Below are 18,566 nucleotides of genomic sequence, written 5' to 3'. Positions count from 1 at the left end.
AGAGCCTCCTACCGTGACAAGGATTCCGCGAGCTGCGCCTCCAGCCAGTCCGCCAGCCGGTCCACGCGCACGTAAACGCCACCTTCACCGCAGCGTGTGCGGGTGGCGGCGATGGGGCGTGAAACAAGCGCCAGCAACTGCCAAGTGCCCTCGTGGGGCTCGAAGACCGGGCCCCCGCTGTCTCCATCGCAGGTGTCGCGACCGCGGCTGCCTGGGATTACCATCTCCTGGCGCGGGTCGCAGCCGCTCCAGCGTACCCGGCTGCCCTCGCAGCCCCAGCCAGCCACGGGCACGAGCGCCTTGCGCTTGCGTCCCGCTCCGCTCTGGCCGGACGGCTCGTTCGAGCCGAAACCCATGAGCATGACAAACGCACGTGGTGGCGCGGCATCCGTGCTTCGCCGCCAGCTCCTGGGTGTCACCGCATCGATAGGCTGAGCTAAGTGCAGGACGGCCGCGTCCAAGGTGTCGTCCTCCGGAATTGCCTCGCGCGCAACCTCTACTTCAGCTAGGGGGCGTTCCACCTCCACGCCGAAAAGCACCCGCTCTGCGGGCAGGCAGTGACGCGCCGTCAGCACCAGCGCCGGGCCCACCAGGACTCCCGTGCAATGGAAACCTCCGTCCCGCCCGACGGCCACGACGTCTAGGAACGAGTGGTCGTCCTCCTTGCGTATCAGGGAAGCCCCCGCGCCGGCCTCGTTCCCGGGATCGGGCTCCGGCACCTGGGAATCAGACGTCTCCGGCACGATGAGCTGTGCGCCGTCGAAGACGGGAACTTCTCGCAGCGTTGGGAGGGGGACGTCGTCTCCGATGAGCATCAGCTTGGCGGGCTCGAACCCGAAGAGATCCTCTAGATCAATCATGGGGGGCTTCTCCTGCTGCCCCCTCACGAGCACGCGCTGGGCCTCCTCAATGCTTTCCTGGGAGGGTTCCCGGGGCGTGGGGACTTCCACCCATTGGGGCTGGGGGGATAAGACATTCCCCGAGGGAAGCCCGGCCGCCTTCGGAGCGGTCGCCGGTTCCGCCCCAAGCAGCCATGCACACGCGATGGCCCATGCCCGGTGAATCAGCGCAGCCCCCTCATACTTAACCGAGTCACTGGATACGCGGCAATATCGAATCCCGCGTGCGGAAGTCAACGGGGCATTCCTGATCCTCGGCGACTGCCGCGAGCCTCTGGCTCGGCGGTGTGGGTGCTCAGAGGCTTCCCTCAAGCGGGGTCAGAGCCGAAACCGGAAGAGACGAGTCTGCCACATGAGGCAGCAGCGAAGTAGGAGCCGAAGAAGAAGCGCAAGCCTCGGCTGGATTGGGCTGAGCTGGCGTGACGAACCTTCGAGTTGGACGTCTTCGAATGTTGCCAGTGTGGGAGCAGCAGGCGAGATCTGGCGTACGTGACGCCACCGTCATTGGCTCCCTCCCACCCCTGCGCCCTCGCTGGCGCGCATCACGCGCGCTACGTGGGCTCCATGCCCTCTGTGCGTGCGCCGCATGGAGGACACCTTGAAGAAGATCATCTGCGTCGTCCGGAGCTGCCGCCTGCTCCGGCCGATGACGCTCGAAGAGGCCAAGGCACTCTGCTTGGTCCTCACGGAGGCCATGATCCTCGAGCAGGAGCGGACCAGGAAGGCGACCAAGCACCTGGTCCCGATGCCCAGGAGCCCCCAGAGAATCCTCCTGAGCTGGGATGCCAATGGTTTCTGCGTGGTGAGCAAACGGCTGGAGGCGAGGCGCTTCCGCGTGCCGCCCGTGGTCGAGGGGCAAGCCTCGGTGAGCCTGGAGGCCAAGCAGTTGGTGGAACTGCTGTCGCTGGTGGAGGCAGCGCGAACGCGTCGGCGTGCCGTGCACTGAGAGGCCACAGGACGCCCTACGGCTTTTGAGTTGCGTCCTACTCCCTGGGTTGGCATACCTGCGCGGGCATGACGACGCCCGCGACAGAGGCAGACGAGGCCGGGGAACTCAAACAGGAGCAGCAGCGGCCCCCCAAGTCCGAGGACATGGAGGGTGTGCGCGCCTACGTGCTGGGGCTGTTGGAGGCGGGCCAGGGGGACAAGGCCATTGAGCTGTTGATGGACTTGCTGGCCCGGCTGCGCGAGGCGCACGACTCGACGGCGCAGCGACTCAAGCAGGCACTGCGCCAGCTCTACGGGCGGCGCAGCGAGAAGACGTCGGCTCACGAGCTACAACTCAGGGGGTATCCCCCCACGGCACTCGCGCGACCTGGGCAGGACCGGGGGTTTACGGAGTGAGACTCTTGAATTGTGCTGCCTTCATGGGATGACTCCAAATTGCCTCAGGGTCTTCAGTCCAGACTCTCTTTGTTCCTCATATGATTTTGTGCGCAGCCGTTCACGCACGACCATGCCGCCCGTGAACTTCTGCTTCGAGGAGTAATACGCACTGATCTTCGCGTAGGTGTCGGCATCGACCGCAATCATGTTCTCGGTGTTGTGCAGAGCCTCGGGGGCCCCCAAACCTCTCTGTAGTGAAGCCCGGCTCTCGAAAAGCCACTACCCTGCATCAGGACTCAAAGGCGCGCCGCCATCACCAGGGGATGGCGGGGTTGGTGGTGTTTCCTTCTCGGGGCTCACACCCCCATCGTGCGACTTGAGGAGGAATGTTGGCGTGTTCATCCGCGCAGGGTCAAACGAAGGCGAGACTCCTGGCGGCGCTGGTGCTCCAACGATGCCTCGACCCGAGCTTGTATATACTTCGGTGCCATCGATCACTCGCCTCAGGATCCTGCCGTCAGTGCCGATCGCGTAGTGGGCACCCGAGTCCAGGCGCGGATGCTTTCTGCCGCAGTATGCAGGGTTCTCGTCAATCCGAACGAAGATAAGGTCTCCTCGGCGAACGATCCGGTACACGTGGGATTCCTGCTTGTCCACACACGGAAGATTGTCCCTGACAGGGAGAAGATCATTCGCGGCCACTGCAAGAGCACGCATCGTCGGGCCGTCCAACTCAAACATATCCTCGTTCCCACCCACAGCGACGGGCGCTTGATCAAAAAACTCCGGGAAAGTGATGGACAGGTCATCCCCTACCGAGGCCGCTGGGTGCCACAGGCTTCGAATGCAGCCAGCAACGAAAACGGTCAGGCCAAGGAGCAGAGTTCGTTTCCTCATCTCATCACCCACTCATGCGGAGCCTGGAGAAAAGGCATCCAATTACTTGTAGTCGATCCGGTATATCCCGGGGGCTGTCCATGTGATGGTACCAATCTGCTCAGGACTCCAGTGTCCTTGATCGGGGGTCCACTTCATCAATTCTCCTGTCCCTGGCACATATTGAAAGAATCCATCGCAGGTTGGACGCTCAGGGTCGGCGGAGTGCGAATAGAATGCAATGATTGATATCGGGATCGCTCCTGAACGTGTCTTGACAACCACTTCGTGCTCGGCAGCCATCGAGACAATGAAGCGGATATCCGACTTGGAAAGGGCATTCTCATAGGGGTGGTTGTGAAGAACAAAGACGTAACCTAGTTTCTCCGGTGCATAACGGCGATCGTCGACTGCAGAGGGTAGGTCGCAGGTGCGGAGGGTCGGGTCCGGTTGCATGGTCGCGGCAACCAGCATGCTCATCTCGTAGTTGTCGTCAGGCGTGTAGTACAGCCAGGCACAGTATTCCTGCGATAGCTTCCACCGGAGCCTGAAGTTCTCATCTGTTGGGCGTCCAGCCATCGCGTGAGGCTTCCCCAGGATTAGCGGGCAAGCGGCAAGGAGCGCGTCCGAAAAGTTGGAGAAGGGGCCGAAACCCGGCATGGGACCAGGAACACTGCTCAGCGTTTCTCCAGGTCCAAGGTGGAGAACCCCGGGACTCACCTTGGGCGGTGAGCAGTCAAGTCCCAGCACTGCCACGATCATGAACGAACCTAGCCGCATATGCTCCTCTCGACCGGCGCGTTGCCCGGATATCGAGGCTACCCAAGTGTGGGACTTTCGGCACCTCTCGACGGTCGCCGTCCAATGATGCTGGAACACGTACGGGCTTCAAAACCGGTGAGGGATCGTGAGAGCGGTCCCTGGTGAGTTCGATTCTCATGCCCTACCGCCACCTCTCGCCCGCGTTTGTCAGGATTGGGAGTTCAAGCGCAGCCGGTTCAATCAATAGATGATGCAGTCGAAATTCTCGATGACAGCCCGGAGTTCTCCCTGGGTGGTGTCCAACTGTTTTGCAATGGTGAGGGAGTGTTCGGTCAACGCCTTGGTGCAAGCTGGTTGGGTGTGAAGCTCGTCCACGACCACAGAGCCGAACCGGCCCGGCCACTTGACGCTGCGAAGCTCGGAGGCGCGGCCAATGGGGTCCAAGATGGTGAAGCAGGGCCACTTCGGAAAGCGAATGGTGGCAGGATCAGCGCCCATGATCCGGCAGCCATCCAAGCGGGCCTCGGTGAAGTCGCAGTCCTTGATGCCCCCGTGCTCCCAACCTGTGCCGTAGTTGGGCCAGTGCCCGAAGTCGCACCCGGTCAGCCGCCCCTTGAAGCGGCACCCATTGAGAGACGCCTTCACCCATTGCTGGTGATTTTTTAGCTCCTGCTTCACCTCGAAGGTGCAGTCAATAAACCGTGCCCCAACGATGATCAGGTTCCTGGCTGAGACCTTCAGGATGACGGTGTAATTTCTGAGCGACAGGTTGGGGCCAAGGAAATAGGGCGAATTCTTGTCCGTCAACTCCAGCCGCTCGTTTGCAATCTCCTTGTCCTCAATGAGGACGTTCTCGAGCCACCCCATGGTTGCTCCTTATCAGAAGGTGAGCATCCTGAAGAACTCACCCGCCATGCGCCTGCCATGACGCGCGAGATTCGACTCCGAGCCGGAGAGAATCTCGTACTTGCGGCCCGACTTCAGGTCAACCACGTCCACTCCCTGGTGTGTGTACCGAAGGCTCCCTCGTAACTGGGCTTTGACTTCTTCGTGCACGAACCGCCCCTGGGCTTCGCGCTCCAGCAACTGCGCCAACCAATATTCGCCCGTCTTCTTGGCATCATCGATGGCTCTTCGCTCGTTCTGGCTGAGCTTGTGGGGTCCCCATTCCTTCGCGGCCTTGGTGACAGCCTCCTGGAGCATATCGCCCACCTTGTCCTCGGCGGGAATTTCGGCTACCGACCTGCCTCAAGGCAGGTGCCAGCGCTGGCCGTTGCTGAGTTCCACCTGCTGGTTGCCGCCTCGGTGACGCATGGTGGTTTTGGCAGAGCGGCCTCCTGGAGCCTGTCCCGCCCCATTCCCCTGCCCCTTCTTGAGCATCACAACGGCCATGGGTCCCCGCGGAGAGGTGGCTACCGTGTCCGCCGCCGCTACGGCCTTGGCCAGAGCCCTCTCCGTCGTGAGCGCCGCCCCCGTGACCTCAAGGCGCCTCATGACGGCGGCGCCGCCCTGAGCCTCGAACTGCGCCCCCACGAGGTTGAATCGCGGCAACAGCTTCACCCGCGCCGCCACCTGTCCCAGCGTGTGCCCACTAAGGGTGGCCACAGCGAGGATCATGGCCCGTGCCGCGTCCTCACCCAGCACCTTGCCGAATTCATCACCCGCCGCGCGCAACTCCTCGAAGGTGGTGGCGTGGTGCGCCGTGTCGGCCATGCGGGCCCACCCGTCCATCAGCCCGTACACCGTCTCGAGGCCCAGGTAGCCCATCAGGAGAAGGGTCATGCCGGCGGCGATGGCCTTGGTCGTCGGCTCGGGCACTACCCACAGCATGCAGTAGAGCGCCACCGTCCAGACGACCATGGAGACGAGTGCCCGCACGTCCAGCAACTCGCGCACCAGGGCCGCCTGCGTCTCGTCGAGCACGGTGCCGAAGGCGAGGGCCAAGGCCAGGGTGCGCCGGTCGTCCGTGCGCAGGTAGGGCCCGTCGTCCAGCAGGCCCAGGCAGTCGCCTCCTCCCCGTAGCTCGCACCACTGGAGATACTTCGCCTTCAGGTCTTCATCCGCCTCAGGGGCGAGGCGAACCGGACCCTCCTGGCGCTCGGGCACGAGGGTGTAGGCCTACGTCTCTTCGCACGCCGGTCACGCGGGCACTCCCTCCTGAGCCTGCCACCCCCACGACCAGGCGAGCCGCTCCGATCCAATCCCTGCACGACTCGGGGGGACTCCGCGGCCACCGTCACAGCCCGCGACCAGGCACTCCATCCAGATGCGTCCACTTTTGAGATGCGCCATGACTCCAGGAGGCTGTTGCACTGGAGCAAGCGAGTCCTGAACTTGGAGACCGTCAGGTAGGCGGGCGAACTCTCCAAACCAGTCACTCGAGCACTCGCATGAGCGGACAAGTCGAAACATCAGCGCCCTTGCGGTCAGGGGAATCCGTTCAAAGGTGCAACCTGTGGACCATCCATTTCTTTCAAATGACGGTTTCGCCGCGCGGCTCGAGCATGTGACGAAGGAATATCGTCTCGGCAACACCACCGTCCAAGCGCTTCGCGGTATCGACCTCGCGGTCTCCGTTGGTTCATACACCGTGCTCTGCGGCCCTTCGGGCAGCGGCAAGAGTACAGGCCTCCACCTGCTCGGAGCCTTGGACCTGCCAACAACCGGGCATGTCGAGATCGCCGGCCAGGATGTCGCGGCCCTGAGCGACAAGAAGCGCACCGCGTTCCGCGCAAGACACATCGGTTTCGTGTTCCAGAACTTCAACCTGGTGCCAGTGCTGACCGCGCTGGAGAACGTGGAATATCCACTGCGGCTCACCATCCGCGACGCCACCGAGCGCCGTGCGCGCGCCCAGGAGATGCTCGAGGCCGTCGGATTGGGACCGATGCTGCATCGGCGCCCCGCGGAACTCTCGGGGGGACAGCGCCAGCGCGTGGCCGTTGCACGCGCGATGGTCAAGCGGCCAGCGTTGGTCCTCGCGGACGAACCCACCGCCAATCTGGATCGCCGCACAGGCGCGGAGCTGATGGCCCTGATGCGCACCATGCAACGCGAGCACCACACCACCTTCATCCTCTCCTCGCATGACCCGCAGATGATCGAAGACGCGGATGAGTGGCTTCGCATCGAAGACGGCCGGGTGGTCGATGGTGCTCGGCGACACTCCCCCGCCCTGTCCGCCCGGAGTGAGCCATGAACGTCATCGCACTCGCCTCGCGCAACGTGCTGCGCAACGCTCGGCGCTCAGCGCTCACCGCGGTGGCGTTGGTCGTTGGAACCCTCGCCATCCTGGTGTTCGGGGGCTACGTCAACGACAACATCCATGGGCTCCAGACCATCACGGTGCGCCAAGTCGGCCATCTGCAGGTCGTTCGCAAGGACTACCTGGACTTTGGCCGAGGCGACCCGGGACGCTTCTCGATTCGCGATTACGAAGCGCTGATGCGCAGGATCCAGACCGACGAAGTGCTCGCTCCGATGCTCGCGGTCGTCACCCCCGTGCTCCAGGTCGAGGGCGCAGCAGGGAACTTCGCCGCGGGCGCCTCCAGCAACTTCTCGGGTATCGGCGTGGAGCCCTCGGGGCATGCGAAGATGCTCGCATGGGACGGATTCGGTGCGGGGATTCCGCCAGGCAAGACGGCGCTGAGGGCTGACGCACCGGATGGCGGCATCGTCGGCTTCCAGATGGCACAGCTGCTCGCCCTCTGCGGCCCTTTGAAGCTGACGGGCTGCAAGGAGCTGCCCACGCGGACGGTCGCGGATCCAAAGGCCGCCACGCTCCCGGAAGACATCTCCGCACTCGGGCAGGCCGAGCAATCGCAGCAGGCTGGGACAGGCAAGGCGGCGTCCATCGAACTCCTGGCCGCATCCCCCAGCGGACTCCCGAACGTCGTGCGAATGAACGTGCTCGAGGCAGAGCGCCAGGTCGTCCGTGACATCGACGCGCTCTACGTCGCCATGCCCCTACCGCTCGCGCAGCGACTCGTGTTCGGCCCGGACGAGCGCGCCGTCTCGGCAGTCGTCATCCAGCTGCGGCACAGCGACATGCTGCCAGCGGCGCAGGCCCGGCTGAACCAGCTCGTCAAGGAGTCGGGCCAGTTGGAGGTGCTGACCTTCCACGAGGTGAGCCCTGTATACGACCAGATCGTCTCCAGCTACACGTCCGTCTTCACATTCATCGCTGCCCTCATGGGCCTCATCGCGCTCTTCTCGATCGCCAATGCAGTCAACATGGCCGTGGGCGAGCGCATCGGCGAGATTGGCACGCTTCGCTCCTTGGGGTTCCAACGCACCTCCATCCGCTCGATCTTCATCCTCGAGGGCGCGCTCCTGGGGGTGTTCGGCACCATCGTTGGCGCAGTGCTGGCACTCCTCTTCCAGTATGGCCTCGATCTGAGCGGCTTCGCATGGACGCCCCCTGGCCGCTCGACCAGCATTCCCCTGCGCATCGACGTGCTTGGCAGTCCCTCGATGATTGCCGCGACGGTGCTTGGACTCTCGGCGGTGGCCTGCCTGTCAGCGCTGTGGCCCGCGAACCGAGCCGCTCGAATGGAAGTAACGGAGGCGCTACAACATGTATGAGTTCACCCCGTCTGACTTCGCGAACACGCTCGCCCGTCATTCCCGGCGCCTTCGCGTAGGACCCCTCGCCCTGGCGCTGGCCTGTGTCGTCTCGCTCGCGGCGCCTGCACAGGCGGCCGAGGATGCGCAAGCGCTGCTGGTGCGCGCCGACAGCATGCGCAATCCGGACGGCGATTTCTCGGTCACCACCACCCTTGCGGAGTATCGCTCGGGCAAGCTGGTCGACTCCTCGACGCTGGTCGTCTATTCGAAGCTCGTTCCCGAGTCCGCGCAGTACAACAATCTCATCCGCTTCGTCAGCCCGCGCCGCGATGCCGGCAAGCTCATCCTGCGCAACGGGATGGAAGTCTGGTTCTTCGACCCCGCCAGCAAGGCGAGCATCCGCATCTCGCCGCAGGCGCGCCTCCTTGGGCAAGCCTCGAACGGTGACGTGATGAGCACGAATCTGGCGAAGGTCTACACCGCCAGCATCGTCGGGCACGAGCCGATTGAAGATGAAGCGAAGCAGCAGCGGCCCAGCGTCAAGCTGCACCTCGTCTCGCAGCGCAACGACGCACCCTATTCGATGGTCGACTACTGGGTAGACGAGGAGAACGGCCGCCCCCTCAAGGCGCAGTTCTTCACCAGCGAAGGCCGGCTGCTGAAGACTGCGTACTTCCGGAAGTTCCAAACCATCCTGGGCCGTGAGCGCCCGACCGAAACCGTCATCATCGATGGGCTCGACCCGGCATGGATCACCGTCATCCGGGCGTCGAAGTTCCAGTCGCGAGAGATCCCCAAGACCTGGCTCCAGCGTGACTATCTGCCGCACTTCCGTGGCGAGACCTAGGGAGTCGAGCCATGCACAGCGCCACGAGGATCCTGGCGCGGCGAACGCGCTCGCCGATCGCGCTGGCCGGTCTGGCGATCTTCGCGTCGGCCGCCCCCGGCTGGGCAGAGGACGTGTCTCGCGCAGCCCCTGCATCGCAAGCACCGCCCCTCTCTGGGGAGCCACCTGGAGCCGAGGCCCCTCCCGAGCTGCCCCCGGGCCTCGACCCGGACCAGGTCGAAGCGCAAGACAAGGCCGTCCCCGAGGAGGGCGATACCTCCTGGGGCCTGGAGTTCCAACTCTGGCTGCAGCACATCTACGAGCGCCCCCCTCCGGCTCAGGAGCACGGGGCTCACGCGGATGTCGGGCGTCTGGTCCTCGACTTCCGCCATGAGTGGTCGCTGGGGAAGAGATGGACCTTGGGGTTCTCGAACCAGTGGCAGGGCGCGCTCGATCTCCTGCGAACCCAGGATGCCTCCTCGTACTCCGGCGCTTTGAACAACCCGCGCGAGTTGTGGGTCCGCTGGCAGGCGGGGAGCGAGGAACGGCCCCTCTACCTGGATGTGGGGCGCATCAACATCCGCAACGGAGTGGGCAGTGGTTACAGCCCCACGGACTTCTTCAAGGAGGGAGCGGTTCGCCAACCGCTCCTGCTGGATCCAAACGCCTTCCGGTTGAACCGGCTGGGCACCGTGGTGGCAATGATTCAGTACATCCACGAGAGCGGCGCCTATACCCTCGCGCTGGTGCCCCCGCTGAGCAGCCAGGACCCGATGGAGATCGGACCGTGGTATTCGCCAGGGCTGAATCGGACGAACAGCCAGGGCGCCCTCTACGCCAAGTGGGCCCCCCAGATCCGGGAATGGCTCTCCGTGGATGTGCTCTTCCTCGCCCGCGAAAGCGAGCGGCCGAAGCTCGGCCTCGATCTGTCGCTCCTGCTCGGGCAAGCCCTCGTGTTCAACGTCGACTGGGCGGTCGGTGGCTGCCGACCGCTCGGAGGACCCGACGAACCGGTGCCCGGATACACCTGGTGCAACCGGATAGCCGCCAACCTGACGTGGACGACGCCTGTCGGCATTGAGCTGACGGTGGAGCAGCAATTCGCCAGTGATGCGCTCGGTGCGGAGGCCTGGCGCCAGTGGCGAGGCATCACAAACGAAAAGCAGCTGACTCTGTTGGACATGAGCGATCGGCGAGCCTTCGAGTCCGAGCCGCTCCTGAAACATGGGTCCTTTGCTCGCGCCGGGTGGCGAGATGCCTTTGCTGTCCGGGGACTGGATCTCTCGAGCTTCGTTCAAGTCAACAACATCGACTGGAGCGGGCTCACGCAACAGATGGTCACGTGGCATTTGAAAAATGACTGGTCGGTGGGTGGGCAATTCTTGCAATTCTTTGGCGGGCCAGACAGCCAGTATGGATCGTCGCCGACTGCTCTCCGATTCGACCTGTTCGTGAGCAAGCGCTACTGAGACCAGCACCGCAGAGCGGTCTGGGGATGTGAGATGATGGGTATTGCTTCAACAGCCTATGTCCTGGCGAAAACGTCATGCACAGTCAGCGAGTGGTGCACCGCCCAAGCGCTCGCCGAGGATCGGCTCCAGGCCCTGTCGCGCAACGGTGCCGCCCGCTTCCACCGGGCACAGGAGGAGGGGCTCATCGCGCTGGGGAGCGAGGCCATCTCCAAGGTCCTCGAGACGGGTGCCGTCGCGGCGGATGAACTCGACGCGCTGGTCATCTGCCACACCTCACCCCTGAGCGCCCTGCCCATGCCGTACACCCTGGCGGGCGCGCTGCGGCGGGCCTGCGGGCTGGCTCACGCCTACGCGCTGGGCATCACCCAGCAGCAATGCGTCTCATCGCTGCACGCGCTGCGTGTCTTGGATGCGCTCTTCACCCGGCACCGCGCGTGGCGCTCCGCTGTGATCGTCACCCTCGACACGATCATCCGAGAGAACTACCGCCTGATCGGCGACTCCGGCGTCCACTCGGATGCGGCTTCGGCCGTGCTCCTCCAGAGGAACGCTCCCGGACGCGTTCACGGCCTGCAGACGTACAACGACCCGCGCGCGGTGCAAGGCGTCATGCCGGACACGCTCTACGGAACGAGCCCCCACTACGTCTGGACGCTGGTCTCCGTGATACGGCGCGTGCTCAGGGCGGCGGGGATCGCGCCAGGAGACCTGTCCACCATCCTCCCGCACAACGTAAACCTGCAGGCGTGGCACCAGGTGCTGGCGTCGCTGGCCATCCCCGAGGAGCGCCTCTTCCACGACAACTTCGCGCGGGTGGGCCACGCCTTCGGCTCGGATGTCGCCATCAACATCGCTGACTCCGGTGCTTTGAGCAGTCCTGGGTACCACCTGGTGTTCTCGAGCGGCATCGGCGGCTGCTTCGGCGGCTTCATCCTGAACACAGCGACGACTCCACCCCTGCATCCCGAGAAGACCCCATGAGAATCAATGAACTGCCGAGGTTGCCGGGCACGACGTGGCCGAGAGTCGAACTCCTCCCATTCGGCCCGCAGCACCTCGACATGGTCTGGGAATGGATGAACCCACCCCAGGTGCGCTGCTGGCTGGATTTCGGAGGTGGCCGACAGGATTTGTCGAAGCGCCAGCTCTATCTGATGCTGAGCAACTCCCACGTGTGCGCGCGCTTGTTCCAACTTCCTGGCGACAGCCGGCCGCTGGGACTCGTCTGCATGAACAACATCGATGACCTGATGGGCTCGATGGATGTGTGGATCGTTCGGGATCTCTCGGTGATGCGCCCCATCCGCAACAGTGTCACGAGCGCCGGCGCCCGCATCCTGGCCACGGGGTTCCTGGATTTTGGGAGGCAGATCGCCACCACCTGGGTGGTGGCGTCGAATCGCGCGTCAATCTACCTGCACGACATCATTGGCATGCGCCACTCGGGCACCCAGCGCTCGCGGCACGTGATCGATGGCCGTCGCCATGACCGCTGGCTCTACGACATGACGCTCGCCGAGTTCGGGCAGCTCTACCCAGATGTCCCCTCAGAGCAGGGGCGGACGTTCCGCACCCACTTCATGAGGACGCTGCCCGACGACGGAGGACTGGAGGTCACCCATGGCTGAACACTCCACACATCACGAGGTCGGGATCGCGGATGCCGCGTACAACCTCCCAGGACCCGCTGTCGACATCGTGGAATGGGCGGCCTCTCAGAAGGTCTCGCCGCAGTTGGTGGAGGAACTGCTCGCGCATGGGTGCCGCTATTTCTACGAAGGGTCCGAGCACTCCGACGCGGAGCTCATCTTCGGAGCGATCGACACGCTCGTGGCGCGGCACGGAGCTCTCCTCTCCGAGGTCCGCTACCTCGTCCACGCGCACACCCAGGCCTTCAGCATGCCGCCGCCCCCCAGCTCGCTCCTCACGGAGATCCTCCAGCGGTATGACCTTGCCCCGCAGCTGTGTTTCTCGATCGAGCACATCGGGTGCGCGGGGGTGGTCGCCGCCGTCGATCGGGCCGCGCGCCTGCTCGCCGAGGATGGTGATGCCCGGTATGCCCTGGTCGTCACCTCGGACCGTGTCTTCGGCAATGCGAAGCACCGCATCCGGCAGAACGCAGGCCTCCAGAGCGATGGCGCGACGGCCATCCTCCTCTCGAAGGAGAACATGCGCTGCCGCCTGGCGAGCATCAGCTACAAGAACTTCGCAGGGCTGCACGAAGGCCCCAGCGATCCCAAGACGATCTCGATGATCGCGCGCTACACCTGGCTGCATACGAAGCTGCTCTTCGCCGAGCACAGTCAGGCCACCGGCATTCCCCTGCGCCAGTACGGCCAGCTCATGCCAATCAACGCTGACCGCCACTATTGGGTTCAGATCGCCCATGCGCTCGACCTGCCCGAGAGTGCCTTCTTCCTCGAGAACATCCGCATGCGGGGGCACGCGTGCTCCGCGGACTTCGCGGTGAATCTGGTGGACCGGGGCTTCGCGCTCCTGGACCAGGGGCAAGCGGTCGCCTCCTGCGGGCAGTCGAACGTGGGCGCCTACACGGTGGTGACCTTGCTTCCCATTCTCCACGGGCCTCGGAGCATGGCCCTGGCGCCTCGAAGGGAGGACTCCCCATGCGTCTAGCGCTTCGCATCGCCGCTGTCGGCGTTCGCCTCCCCGCGAGCACCCATCACACGAATCGGCTCGGGACGGTCATTCACACAGCCTATGGGCACTTGTTCGAACCGGCTGGCACGCGCTCGCATCCACCGACCGTCCGACGTGGCGGTGTGCTGGTCTTGTCGGACAAGTACTCGACTCCGACCGCCGCCGACGCGGAGCGCACCAGTGACATGGCGTCGGCGGCCGTGGCCGACGTGCTCAGCGCGGCATCCACGGCGGCGCCGCACATCCGCTCCATCATTCACGCGCAATGCACGCTCGATCAGCAGATCCTCGGCTCCGCCTGCATGCGCATCGGGTACGACCACTTCCGCCATGCCAGCACGGCGATAACCGTCGGGCAGCTCGGGACCGCGGGAATCCCAGCGGTCCTCCGTCTCGCCGCGATGGATACGGCCCAGGGGGGGCTCGCGTGCATCTCCGCATCCGACAAATGGCTCGCGCCCTTCTTCCGTCGCGTCCCGGGGCTCGTCACCCATGCCGATGCCGCCGCCGCCTGCCTCGTGGCCTCGAGCGACCTGATCTCCGCTCCCATTGCCGAGATCGAATCCGTCGTCGCCTCGAGCCAACCGCCTGATCACGACCTCTGGACGGCTCCCGCCGAGCGACAACTCGCGTCCGTGCGCGCCCTCGCCGAGCGCTGCATCACCCGGCTGCTTCAGGAGAACCCGGACGTGGATCGGGCATCGCTCTGCCTGGCGGGTGATGACTACGAGACGGGGCTGAACTCCTGGCTCGCTCAGGTCACGGGCATCGGAGGTGAATGCCTCGACGGTCCGCTCCCGGGCGTGCACCTCTCCAGCCCCTCTCCGCTGGCGGGGCTCCGGACCGCCGTGGCCGCGGCGGTGCGCATGGGCAGGCCGGTGAGGGCCGTCATCTGGACCGCCTCGCCCGCGGGCCACGCAGGCGCGCTCCTCGTGCGCTGCGCTCCCGACGCCATCGCCACACCGACCGGCTGGACCAGCCGCCATCCCTTCCCTCCAACAATCCACGGCGGTGTCAGGCACACACGCCCACAGCAAGGAGCGCGTCATGAGTAAGATGTTGATCTTCGCACGCGGCGATGGCCGCGCGTTCACGGCGCTAGATGGCAGCTCGATCCTCGCCAACCTGCCCTTCCCGGTCGCGGTCTTCGTCGACAAAGCCAACGCGAAGTACTTCGAGACAGCCGACATCGAGATCGTCCGGTGGAGAGACCCCGACGACGTGTGTCAGCGGGCGATGCGACGTCACGCGGAACATGGCGTGTTCGCTGTCGCCACCCTGGACGAGTTGCTGGTCGACGTGGCCGCTCGCGTTCGCAACGAACTGAAGTTGCCTGGAGCAAGGCCCGAGGATGCCCAGCGCTTCCGGAACAAGATGTTGATGAAAAAGCTCCTGCGCGCAGCCGGCGTCCGCGTGCCCGAGCACGTGAGCTGCGAGAACCGCGCGGGTGTCGAGGCACTGCTCGCAAAATATCACCGGCTCGTCATCAAACCCGTGGACGGCCAGGGCTCCCGCGATGTCTCGTTCATCGACTCACGCGATGAGCTCAATCACTGGTACGGCCAGGGCCATGCAGCGAAGTCCTTCGAGGCAGAGGAGTTCATCGAGGGGACGCTCTATCACGTGAATGCGGTCGTCCGTGACGGCAAGCCCATTCACACATCGAGCGCGCCGTATCTGCCAGGAATGGCAAACATCGATTTCACGGCCGGCACGCCATTCGTGAGCGTCATGCTCACCGAGGGGGAGCTCAAGGAGCGGCTCGAAGCCTTCTCCACGCGCATGCTGAGCGTGTTGAAGCTCGAGAATGGCGTCACCCACATGGAGTGCTTCGTCACATCGCAGAACGAGATTGTCTTCCTGGAGGTAGCAGCGCGGCCGGGCGGTGGAGGCATCGTTCTCATGATGGAAGGACAGTGCGGTATCAACTTCTCGCGAGCGGTCCTGCTCCTCGAAGCAGGACGCGGAGACCTCATTCCTTCCGGCCAGCAAAAGACCGGACAGACATTCGCGCTCATGGGCTTCCGTCAGGCGTTCGCGGGTTTCGTGCAGCGCGCCGCGACACCCGACATGTTCTCCGAGTCGTGGATCCGTTACGTGAAGATCGATCTCAAACCCGGCCAGTTCCTGGCCGCGGCCTCGCACTGCACGGACTTCACGGGGCTGCTCGTGTTCTCGTCCCCGGATCGCACGGAGTTCGATACGAGGCGGAGCGCGCTGTACGAGCGGTTCTATTCGTCCCTGGAGATACAGCGCCTGTAGTCCTTCGCTGAAGCCGCGCAAGGGCGCAAAACAGCAACCATCAACGTGGGGATGAACACCATGGAAATGCAGGCAGGTCATACCGCTGGCGCTACTTCGAATGTCGCCGATCAACTCCGTCAGATCCTCCTCGAGACCCTGAAGTTGGACATCTCACCACGAGATCTCACGGATGACGCCAACCTTTACGAGCTCGGCCTTGAGTCGCTGAATGTGATCGCGCTCCTTTCCGCCATCGAGAAGGTGTTCGACATCGCCATCGATGTGGAGGACCTGTCCGCGGACCTGTTCAGCCGCTGGGGGAACCTCGTCTCATTCGTGGAGAAGAAGGTCGATGAACGCCGCTGAAGCTCCACTGACCCTCGCCTGGGCCCGGGTCGCGAGACCACCAGACTTCCTCGACCTGCCGGGTTGGACCGCCGCGGTCACCGCCGAGTACGCCACGACAGAAGTCTCGCTGGAGCGCGGCATCGCGGAGTTCCTCCACGCACAGATCGGTCATGACTCGCGAGAGCTGTGCGGGCTGGGGGCTGAAATGACCGCGCCCCCGGAGGGGCTACGGTTCCGCATCTCCCGCACGCGCACGCAGGCGGAGCTGGCTGGTCAGGCGGTCGCCGCGCTCGCCGAAGTGCTCCCGATGAAGGAGTTGGCCGCGCGATGTGAGCTCGTCGTGTGCTCCGCAACGTCGCTCGATGAGAGTGGCATCTTCCATTCGATGATCGGCGGGATCGTGGGAACGGTGGGCCTCTCCCACGTGCCACACTTCGCGGTGTCCCAGCTCCAGGGGGCTTCGCTGCCGGGCGCGGTGGACATCATCGATTCGATGCTGACGAAGCCTGGCCGCGGCGCCCTCTTCATCGCCGCTGAGCGGTGGCCCGTCGCGTTCCCTCGACGCTGGGACTCATCCACGGTGCTCGGCGATGGCGCTGTCGCCGCCTGGTTCACGCGTGAGGAGCAGCCCGGCCTGCGCTACGTGGGCGGGACAGTTCGCAGCTTCAATCCGTTCATCCGCGAGCCGCCGCTCGAGGTGCGGCCCCTGCCGTCGTTCGAGGTTCGAGGTCTCCCGCCATTGCGAGGCGACAGCACGGGCGCGAACAAGACACCCGCCCCGCGCGCGCGACGGTCTCTGACGCTCGACACCCCCGCCATGCTCGACGCGGCGGAGTCTGTGATCGCGGACTGTCTGCGCGAACATGGCGTAACCCCGATGGGCCTGTCGGGCTGGATCTCTTCCGGCCTGCACCCCGACGTGGACCTCCGGCTCAGGGAGCGCCTCGGCGTGCGGGCTCCTGTCTTCGCGCCTCGCGAGGACGATGGCTATTGGTGCGCGGCCGCCGCACCCGCGCTGCTCGCGGAGCTCTCCGACGGTGTGAGAACGGGCCGCGTGAGGAATGACGGATCGTTTCTCTCGTGGGGAATGTCGTACGGCGGATCGGTGGGCGCCCAGCTCTGGTGTTCCGTGAGCGGAAAGGAAGCACAGAGATGAAGGCATCCTCGCTACAGGAGACGCGGGCCGCTCCCAGAGGTACCTCCGCTGTCGTCTGGGCTCTCTCCGTGCTCGCGATGAAGACGGTCGCGACCCAGGTGGCTCCGCTGCTCGCGAGCCTCTACGTCGCGAGCCTCGTCGCGAAAGAGGCCGCGATGACCTTCTCCAGCTACTCGCTGGTGACGTCCGTCAATCTGACCATCTTCCTCGCCGCCTCTGGCAGCTTGCAGGCGCTCTACTTCGTCGCGGGGCAGGCGCTCGGGCGCAAGGATCAGAGCGCGTACGACGCGGCCATCGTCGCCGGGCTCCTGTTGGCGCTTGCGCTCGGAGTGGGCTCGATGATGCTCAGCTTCGCCATTGGCGCCATCTTGAGAATGCTCGGGATGAACTCGGACGTCGTAGCGCTGGCACCTCCGCAGGGTGCGGTGGCCGCCATCGGTATCATTCCCGCGCTCTGGATGGCTGTGTACCGCGTCCACGCGTCACTGCGGGAAAAGCCCGGCATCGTGACGCTGGTGTATGCGACCGGTGCCGCGAGCGCGGCCATCATCGCCACCGCCACCACAGGCCTGTGGCCAGCCGTGTTGGGGAGTACGGCCGTGAGGGTCCTGCTCAGCGTCTCCGCCTCGAACTGGCTGATGCTGCTGCTCGCTGCCTTGTCACTGCGCGCCTTCCCCGATCTGCGGCCCCGTCCCGGCACCCTCACCGAGGTGAAGGCGAAGCTGCGAGCGGCGAGCGCGATCGTCGCTTCGGTGGGCTGGCCGATCGGCGTCGTCATCCTCCTCGACAGCCTCGCCCCACTGATCAGCTCGCTCATCATCGGACGCTACTGGACGTCCGCGATCCCCGTGCACTCGATCGTGTTGCTGTGGGTGAGTTTGTGTCAGGTCGTCCCCGTCGGCCTCGGGCACGCCGCCGTGCAACGGATCGCCGTGCTGCACTCGAAGGGAGATGTGATCAATCGCAACCGGGTCGCGGTGGTGTCGTTGATGCTCGGCGCCGTGTTCGGAGTGCTGGTCATCGCGGTGTTCGCGGCGATTCCCGTGCAGCTCGGGGCGGTGTTTCTCGGCAAGGCCGCCTTCGCGCCCGAGGCGCAGACGCTTCTCCGACAGCTCATGCTCCCGGGCGGCATCCTGCTCACCATCCAAGGCCTCATCATCATCGGCGCGGCGATCCTTCGCGGCGTGGGCCAGACCCGAGCCCCGCTCATGCAATCCTTCCTGGGGTACTGCGTGATCGCCGCAGGCAGCCAGTTCCTCCTGGGCCCGGTGCTCGGCCACGGCGTGCGCGGTGTCTGGTGGGGACTGCTCATCGGGTTTGGCGTCACCGCCGTGGCGGTGACGCGGCGCTGCTACAGCGAGCTCCGCCCGAACCTGGCGACGCCCTTCTCAAGACAACTGACGGCTCTTCATTCACAGGAGAGGAGAACCTGA

The 18,566-nt window shown here is 64.8% G+C and carries 17 protein-coding genes and 2 pseudogenes; 14 read left to right on the top strand and 5 right to left on the bottom strand.

What is annotated here, in order from left to right:
• Positions 1–8 precede the first annotated feature (8 nt).
• Entirely contained in the window at positions 9–860 is an 852-nt protein-coding gene (locus KY501_RS02075; protein WP_224360684.1) for a S1 family peptidase, read from the bottom strand.
• Positions 861–1,497: 637 nt separating this feature from the next.
• Here KY501_RS02075 and tnpB point away from each other — a divergent pair.
• Together tnpB and KY501_RS02065 are read left to right on the top strand one after the other, a co-directional pair.
• Positions 1,498–1,845: an IS66 family insertion sequence element accessory protein TnpB gene (tnpB, locus tag KY501_RS02070; protein WP_224360683.1), complete on the top strand. Its 348-nt coding sequence runs from the start codon at positions 1,498–1,500 to the stop codon at positions 1,843–1,845.
• A 68-nt stretch (positions 1,846–1,913) separates the two neighbouring features.
• Positions 1,914–2,243 (top strand): hypothetical protein, encoded by a 330-nt coding sequence (locus KY501_RS02065; protein WP_224360682.1) that lies wholly within the window; start codon positions 1,914–1,916, stop codon positions 2,241–2,243.
• A gap of 21 nt (positions 2,244–2,264) precedes the next feature.
• Here the strand turns inward: KY501_RS02065 and KY501_RS54545 are convergent.
• The 4 genes and pseudogenes from KY501_RS54545 to sitA5 all read right to left on the bottom strand — a co-directional run.
• Positions 2,265–2,459: pseudogene (locus KY501_RS54545) on the bottom strand (AHH domain-containing protein); the annotation flags it as partial.
• A gap of 705 nt (positions 2,460–3,164) precedes the next feature.
• A complete protein-coding gene (locus KY501_RS02060; RefSeq protein ID WP_224360681.1) occupies positions 3,165–3,863 on the bottom strand; it encodes a hypothetical protein in 699 nt (232 codons plus the stop codon).
• Between the two features lie 240 nt (positions 3,864–4,103).
• Entirely contained in the window at positions 4,104–4,730 is a 627-nt protein-coding gene (locus tag KY501_RS02055) for a pentapeptide repeat-containing protein (protein ID WP_224360680.1), read from the bottom strand.
• A gap of 12 nt (positions 4,731–4,742) precedes the next feature.
• Positions 4,743–5,981: pseudogene (gene sitA5 / locus KY501_RS02045) on the bottom strand (SitA5 family polymorphic toxin); the annotation flags it as partial.
• 337 nt (positions 5,982–6,318) lie between these two features.
• On the opposite strand from sitA5, the gene KY501_RS02040 reads away from it, so the two are divergent.
• From KY501_RS02040 to KY501_RS01985, 12 genes are read left to right on the top strand one after another with little or no spacing between them, the layout of a single operon-like run.
• Positions 6,319–7,062, top strand: coding sequence for an ABC transporter ATP-binding protein (locus KY501_RS02040; protein ID WP_224360676.1), 744 nt, complete (start codon positions 6,319–6,321; stop codon positions 7,060–7,062).
• A complete protein-coding gene (locus tag KY501_RS02035; protein WP_224360675.1) occupies positions 7,059–8,447 on the top strand; it encodes an ABC transporter permease in 1,389 nt (462 codons plus the stop codon). The genes KY501_RS02040 and KY501_RS02035 overlap by 4 nt, the downstream gene beginning before the upstream one ends.
• Positions 8,440–9,276 carry an outer membrane lipoprotein-sorting protein gene (locus KY501_RS02030; RefSeq protein ID WP_224360673.1) on the top strand — a complete coding sequence of 279 codons (837 nt, stop codon included), beginning with the start codon at positions 8,440–8,442 and terminating at the stop codon, positions 9,274–9,276. The genes KY501_RS02035 and KY501_RS02030 overlap by 8 nt, the downstream gene beginning before the upstream one ends.
• 11 nt (positions 9,277–9,287) lie before the next feature.
• Complete coding sequence (locus tag KY501_RS02025; protein ID WP_224360672.1) at positions 9,288–10,724, top strand: hypothetical protein; 1,437 nt, start codon at positions 9,288–9,290, stop codon at positions 10,722–10,724.
• Positions 10,725–10,757: 33 nt separating this feature from the next.
• Positions 10,758–11,708: a 3-oxoacyl-[acyl-carrier-protein] synthase III C-terminal domain-containing protein gene (locus KY501_RS02020; protein ID WP_224360670.1), complete on the top strand. Its 951-nt coding sequence runs from the start codon at positions 10,758–10,760 to the stop codon at positions 11,706–11,708.
• Positions 11,705–12,355, top strand: coding sequence for a GNAT family N-acetyltransferase (locus KY501_RS02015; protein WP_224360669.1), 651 nt, complete (start codon positions 11,705–11,707; stop codon positions 12,353–12,355). The genes KY501_RS02020 and KY501_RS02015 overlap by 4 nt, the downstream gene beginning before the upstream one ends.
• Positions 12,348–13,361, top strand: a complete 1,014-nt coding sequence (locus KY501_RS02010) for a beta-ketoacyl-[acyl-carrier-protein] synthase family protein (protein WP_224360668.1) — start codon at positions 12,348–12,350, stop codon at positions 13,359–13,361. The genes KY501_RS02015 and KY501_RS02010 overlap by 8 nt, the downstream gene beginning before the upstream one ends.
• Positions 13,352–14,440, top strand: coding sequence for a hypothetical protein (locus KY501_RS02005; RefSeq protein ID WP_224360667.1), 1,089 nt, complete (start codon positions 13,352–13,354; stop codon positions 14,438–14,440). The genes KY501_RS02010 and KY501_RS02005 overlap by 10 nt, the downstream gene beginning before the upstream one ends.
• Positions 14,433–15,647 carry an ATP-grasp domain-containing protein gene (locus KY501_RS02000; RefSeq protein WP_224360665.1) on the top strand — a complete coding sequence of 405 codons (1,215 nt, stop codon included), beginning with the start codon at positions 14,433–14,435 and terminating at the stop codon, positions 15,645–15,647. The genes KY501_RS02005 and KY501_RS02000 overlap by 8 nt, the downstream gene beginning before the upstream one ends.
• A 60-nt stretch (positions 15,648–15,707) precedes the next feature.
• Positions 15,708–15,995, top strand: coding sequence for a phosphopantetheine-binding protein (locus KY501_RS01995; RefSeq protein ID WP_224360664.1), 288 nt, complete (start codon positions 15,708–15,710; stop codon positions 15,993–15,995).
• Positions 15,982–17,133 carry a hypothetical protein gene (locus KY501_RS01990; RefSeq protein WP_224360662.1) on the top strand — a complete coding sequence of 384 codons (1,152 nt, stop codon included), beginning with the start codon at positions 15,982–15,984 and terminating at the stop codon, positions 17,131–17,133. The genes KY501_RS01995 and KY501_RS01990 overlap by 14 nt, the downstream gene beginning before the upstream one ends.
• Entirely contained in the window at positions 17,130–18,566 is a 1,437-nt protein-coding gene (locus KY501_RS01985; RefSeq protein WP_224360661.1) for an MATE family efflux transporter, read from the top strand. The genes KY501_RS01990 and KY501_RS01985 overlap by 4 nt, the downstream gene beginning before the upstream one ends.

Origin of the sequence: Hyalangium versicolor, assembly GCF_020103695.1 — a bacterium.
Classification (GTDB): Bacteria; Myxococcota; Myxococcia; order Myxococcales; family Myxococcaceae; genus Hyalangium; species Hyalangium versicolor.
This window is presented reverse-complemented; position numbering and strand designations above follow the sequence as displayed.

Bases quoted from the DNA above. Each gene is read 5' to 3' on its own strand.
- KY501_RS01985 (WP_224360661.1), top strand. From the start codon at position 17,130: ATGAAGGCATCCTCGCTACAGGAGACGCGGGCCGCTCCCAGAGGTACC.
- KY501_RS02020 (WP_224360670.1), top strand. From the start codon at position 10,758: ATGATGGGTATTGCTTCAACAGCCTATGTCCTGGCGAAAACGTCATGC.
- KY501_RS02075 (WP_224360684.1), bottom strand. From the start codon at position 860: ATGATTGATCTAGAGGATCTCTTCGGGTTCGAGCCCGCCAAGCTGATG.
- KY501_RS01990 (WP_224360662.1), top strand. From the start codon at position 15,982: ATGAACGCCGCTGAAGCTCCACTGACCCTCGCCTGGGCCCGGGTCGCG.
- KY501_RS02005 (WP_224360667.1), top strand. From the start codon at position 13,352: ATGCGTCTAGCGCTTCGCATCGCCGCTGTCGGCGTTCGCCTCCCCGCG.
- KY501_RS01995 (WP_224360664.1), top strand. From the start codon at position 15,708: ATGGAAATGCAGGCAGGTCATACCGCTGGCGCTACTTCGAATGTCGCC.
- KY501_RS02010 (WP_224360668.1), top strand. From the start codon at position 12,348: ATGGCTGAACACTCCACACATCACGAGGTCGGGATCGCGGATGCCGCG.
- KY501_RS02060 (WP_224360681.1), bottom strand. From the start codon at position 3,863: ATGATCGTGGCAGTGCTGGGACTTGACTGCTCACCGCCCAAGGTGAGT.
- KY501_RS02015 (WP_224360669.1), top strand. From the start codon at position 11,705: ATGAGAATCAATGAACTGCCGAGGTTGCCGGGCACGACGTGGCCGAGA.
- KY501_RS02065 (WP_224360682.1), top strand. From the start codon at position 1,914: ATGACGACGCCCGCGACAGAGGCAGACGAGGCCGGGGAACTCAAACAG.
- KY501_RS02055 (WP_224360680.1), bottom strand. From the start codon at position 4,730: ATGGGGTGGCTCGAGAACGTCCTCATTGAGGACAAGGAGATTGCAAAC.
- KY501_RS02000 (WP_224360665.1), top strand. From the start codon at position 14,433: ATGAGTAAGATGTTGATCTTCGCACGCGGCGATGGCCGCGCGTTCACG.
- KY501_RS02025 (WP_224360672.1), top strand. From the start codon at position 9,288: ATGCACAGCGCCACGAGGATCCTGGCGCGGCGAACGCGCTCGCCGATC.
- KY501_RS02035 (WP_224360675.1), top strand. From the start codon at position 7,059: ATGAACGTCATCGCACTCGCCTCGCGCAACGTGCTGCGCAACGCTCGG.
- KY501_RS02030 (WP_224360673.1), top strand. From the start codon at position 8,440: ATGTATGAGTTCACCCCGTCTGACTTCGCGAACACGCTCGCCCGTCAT.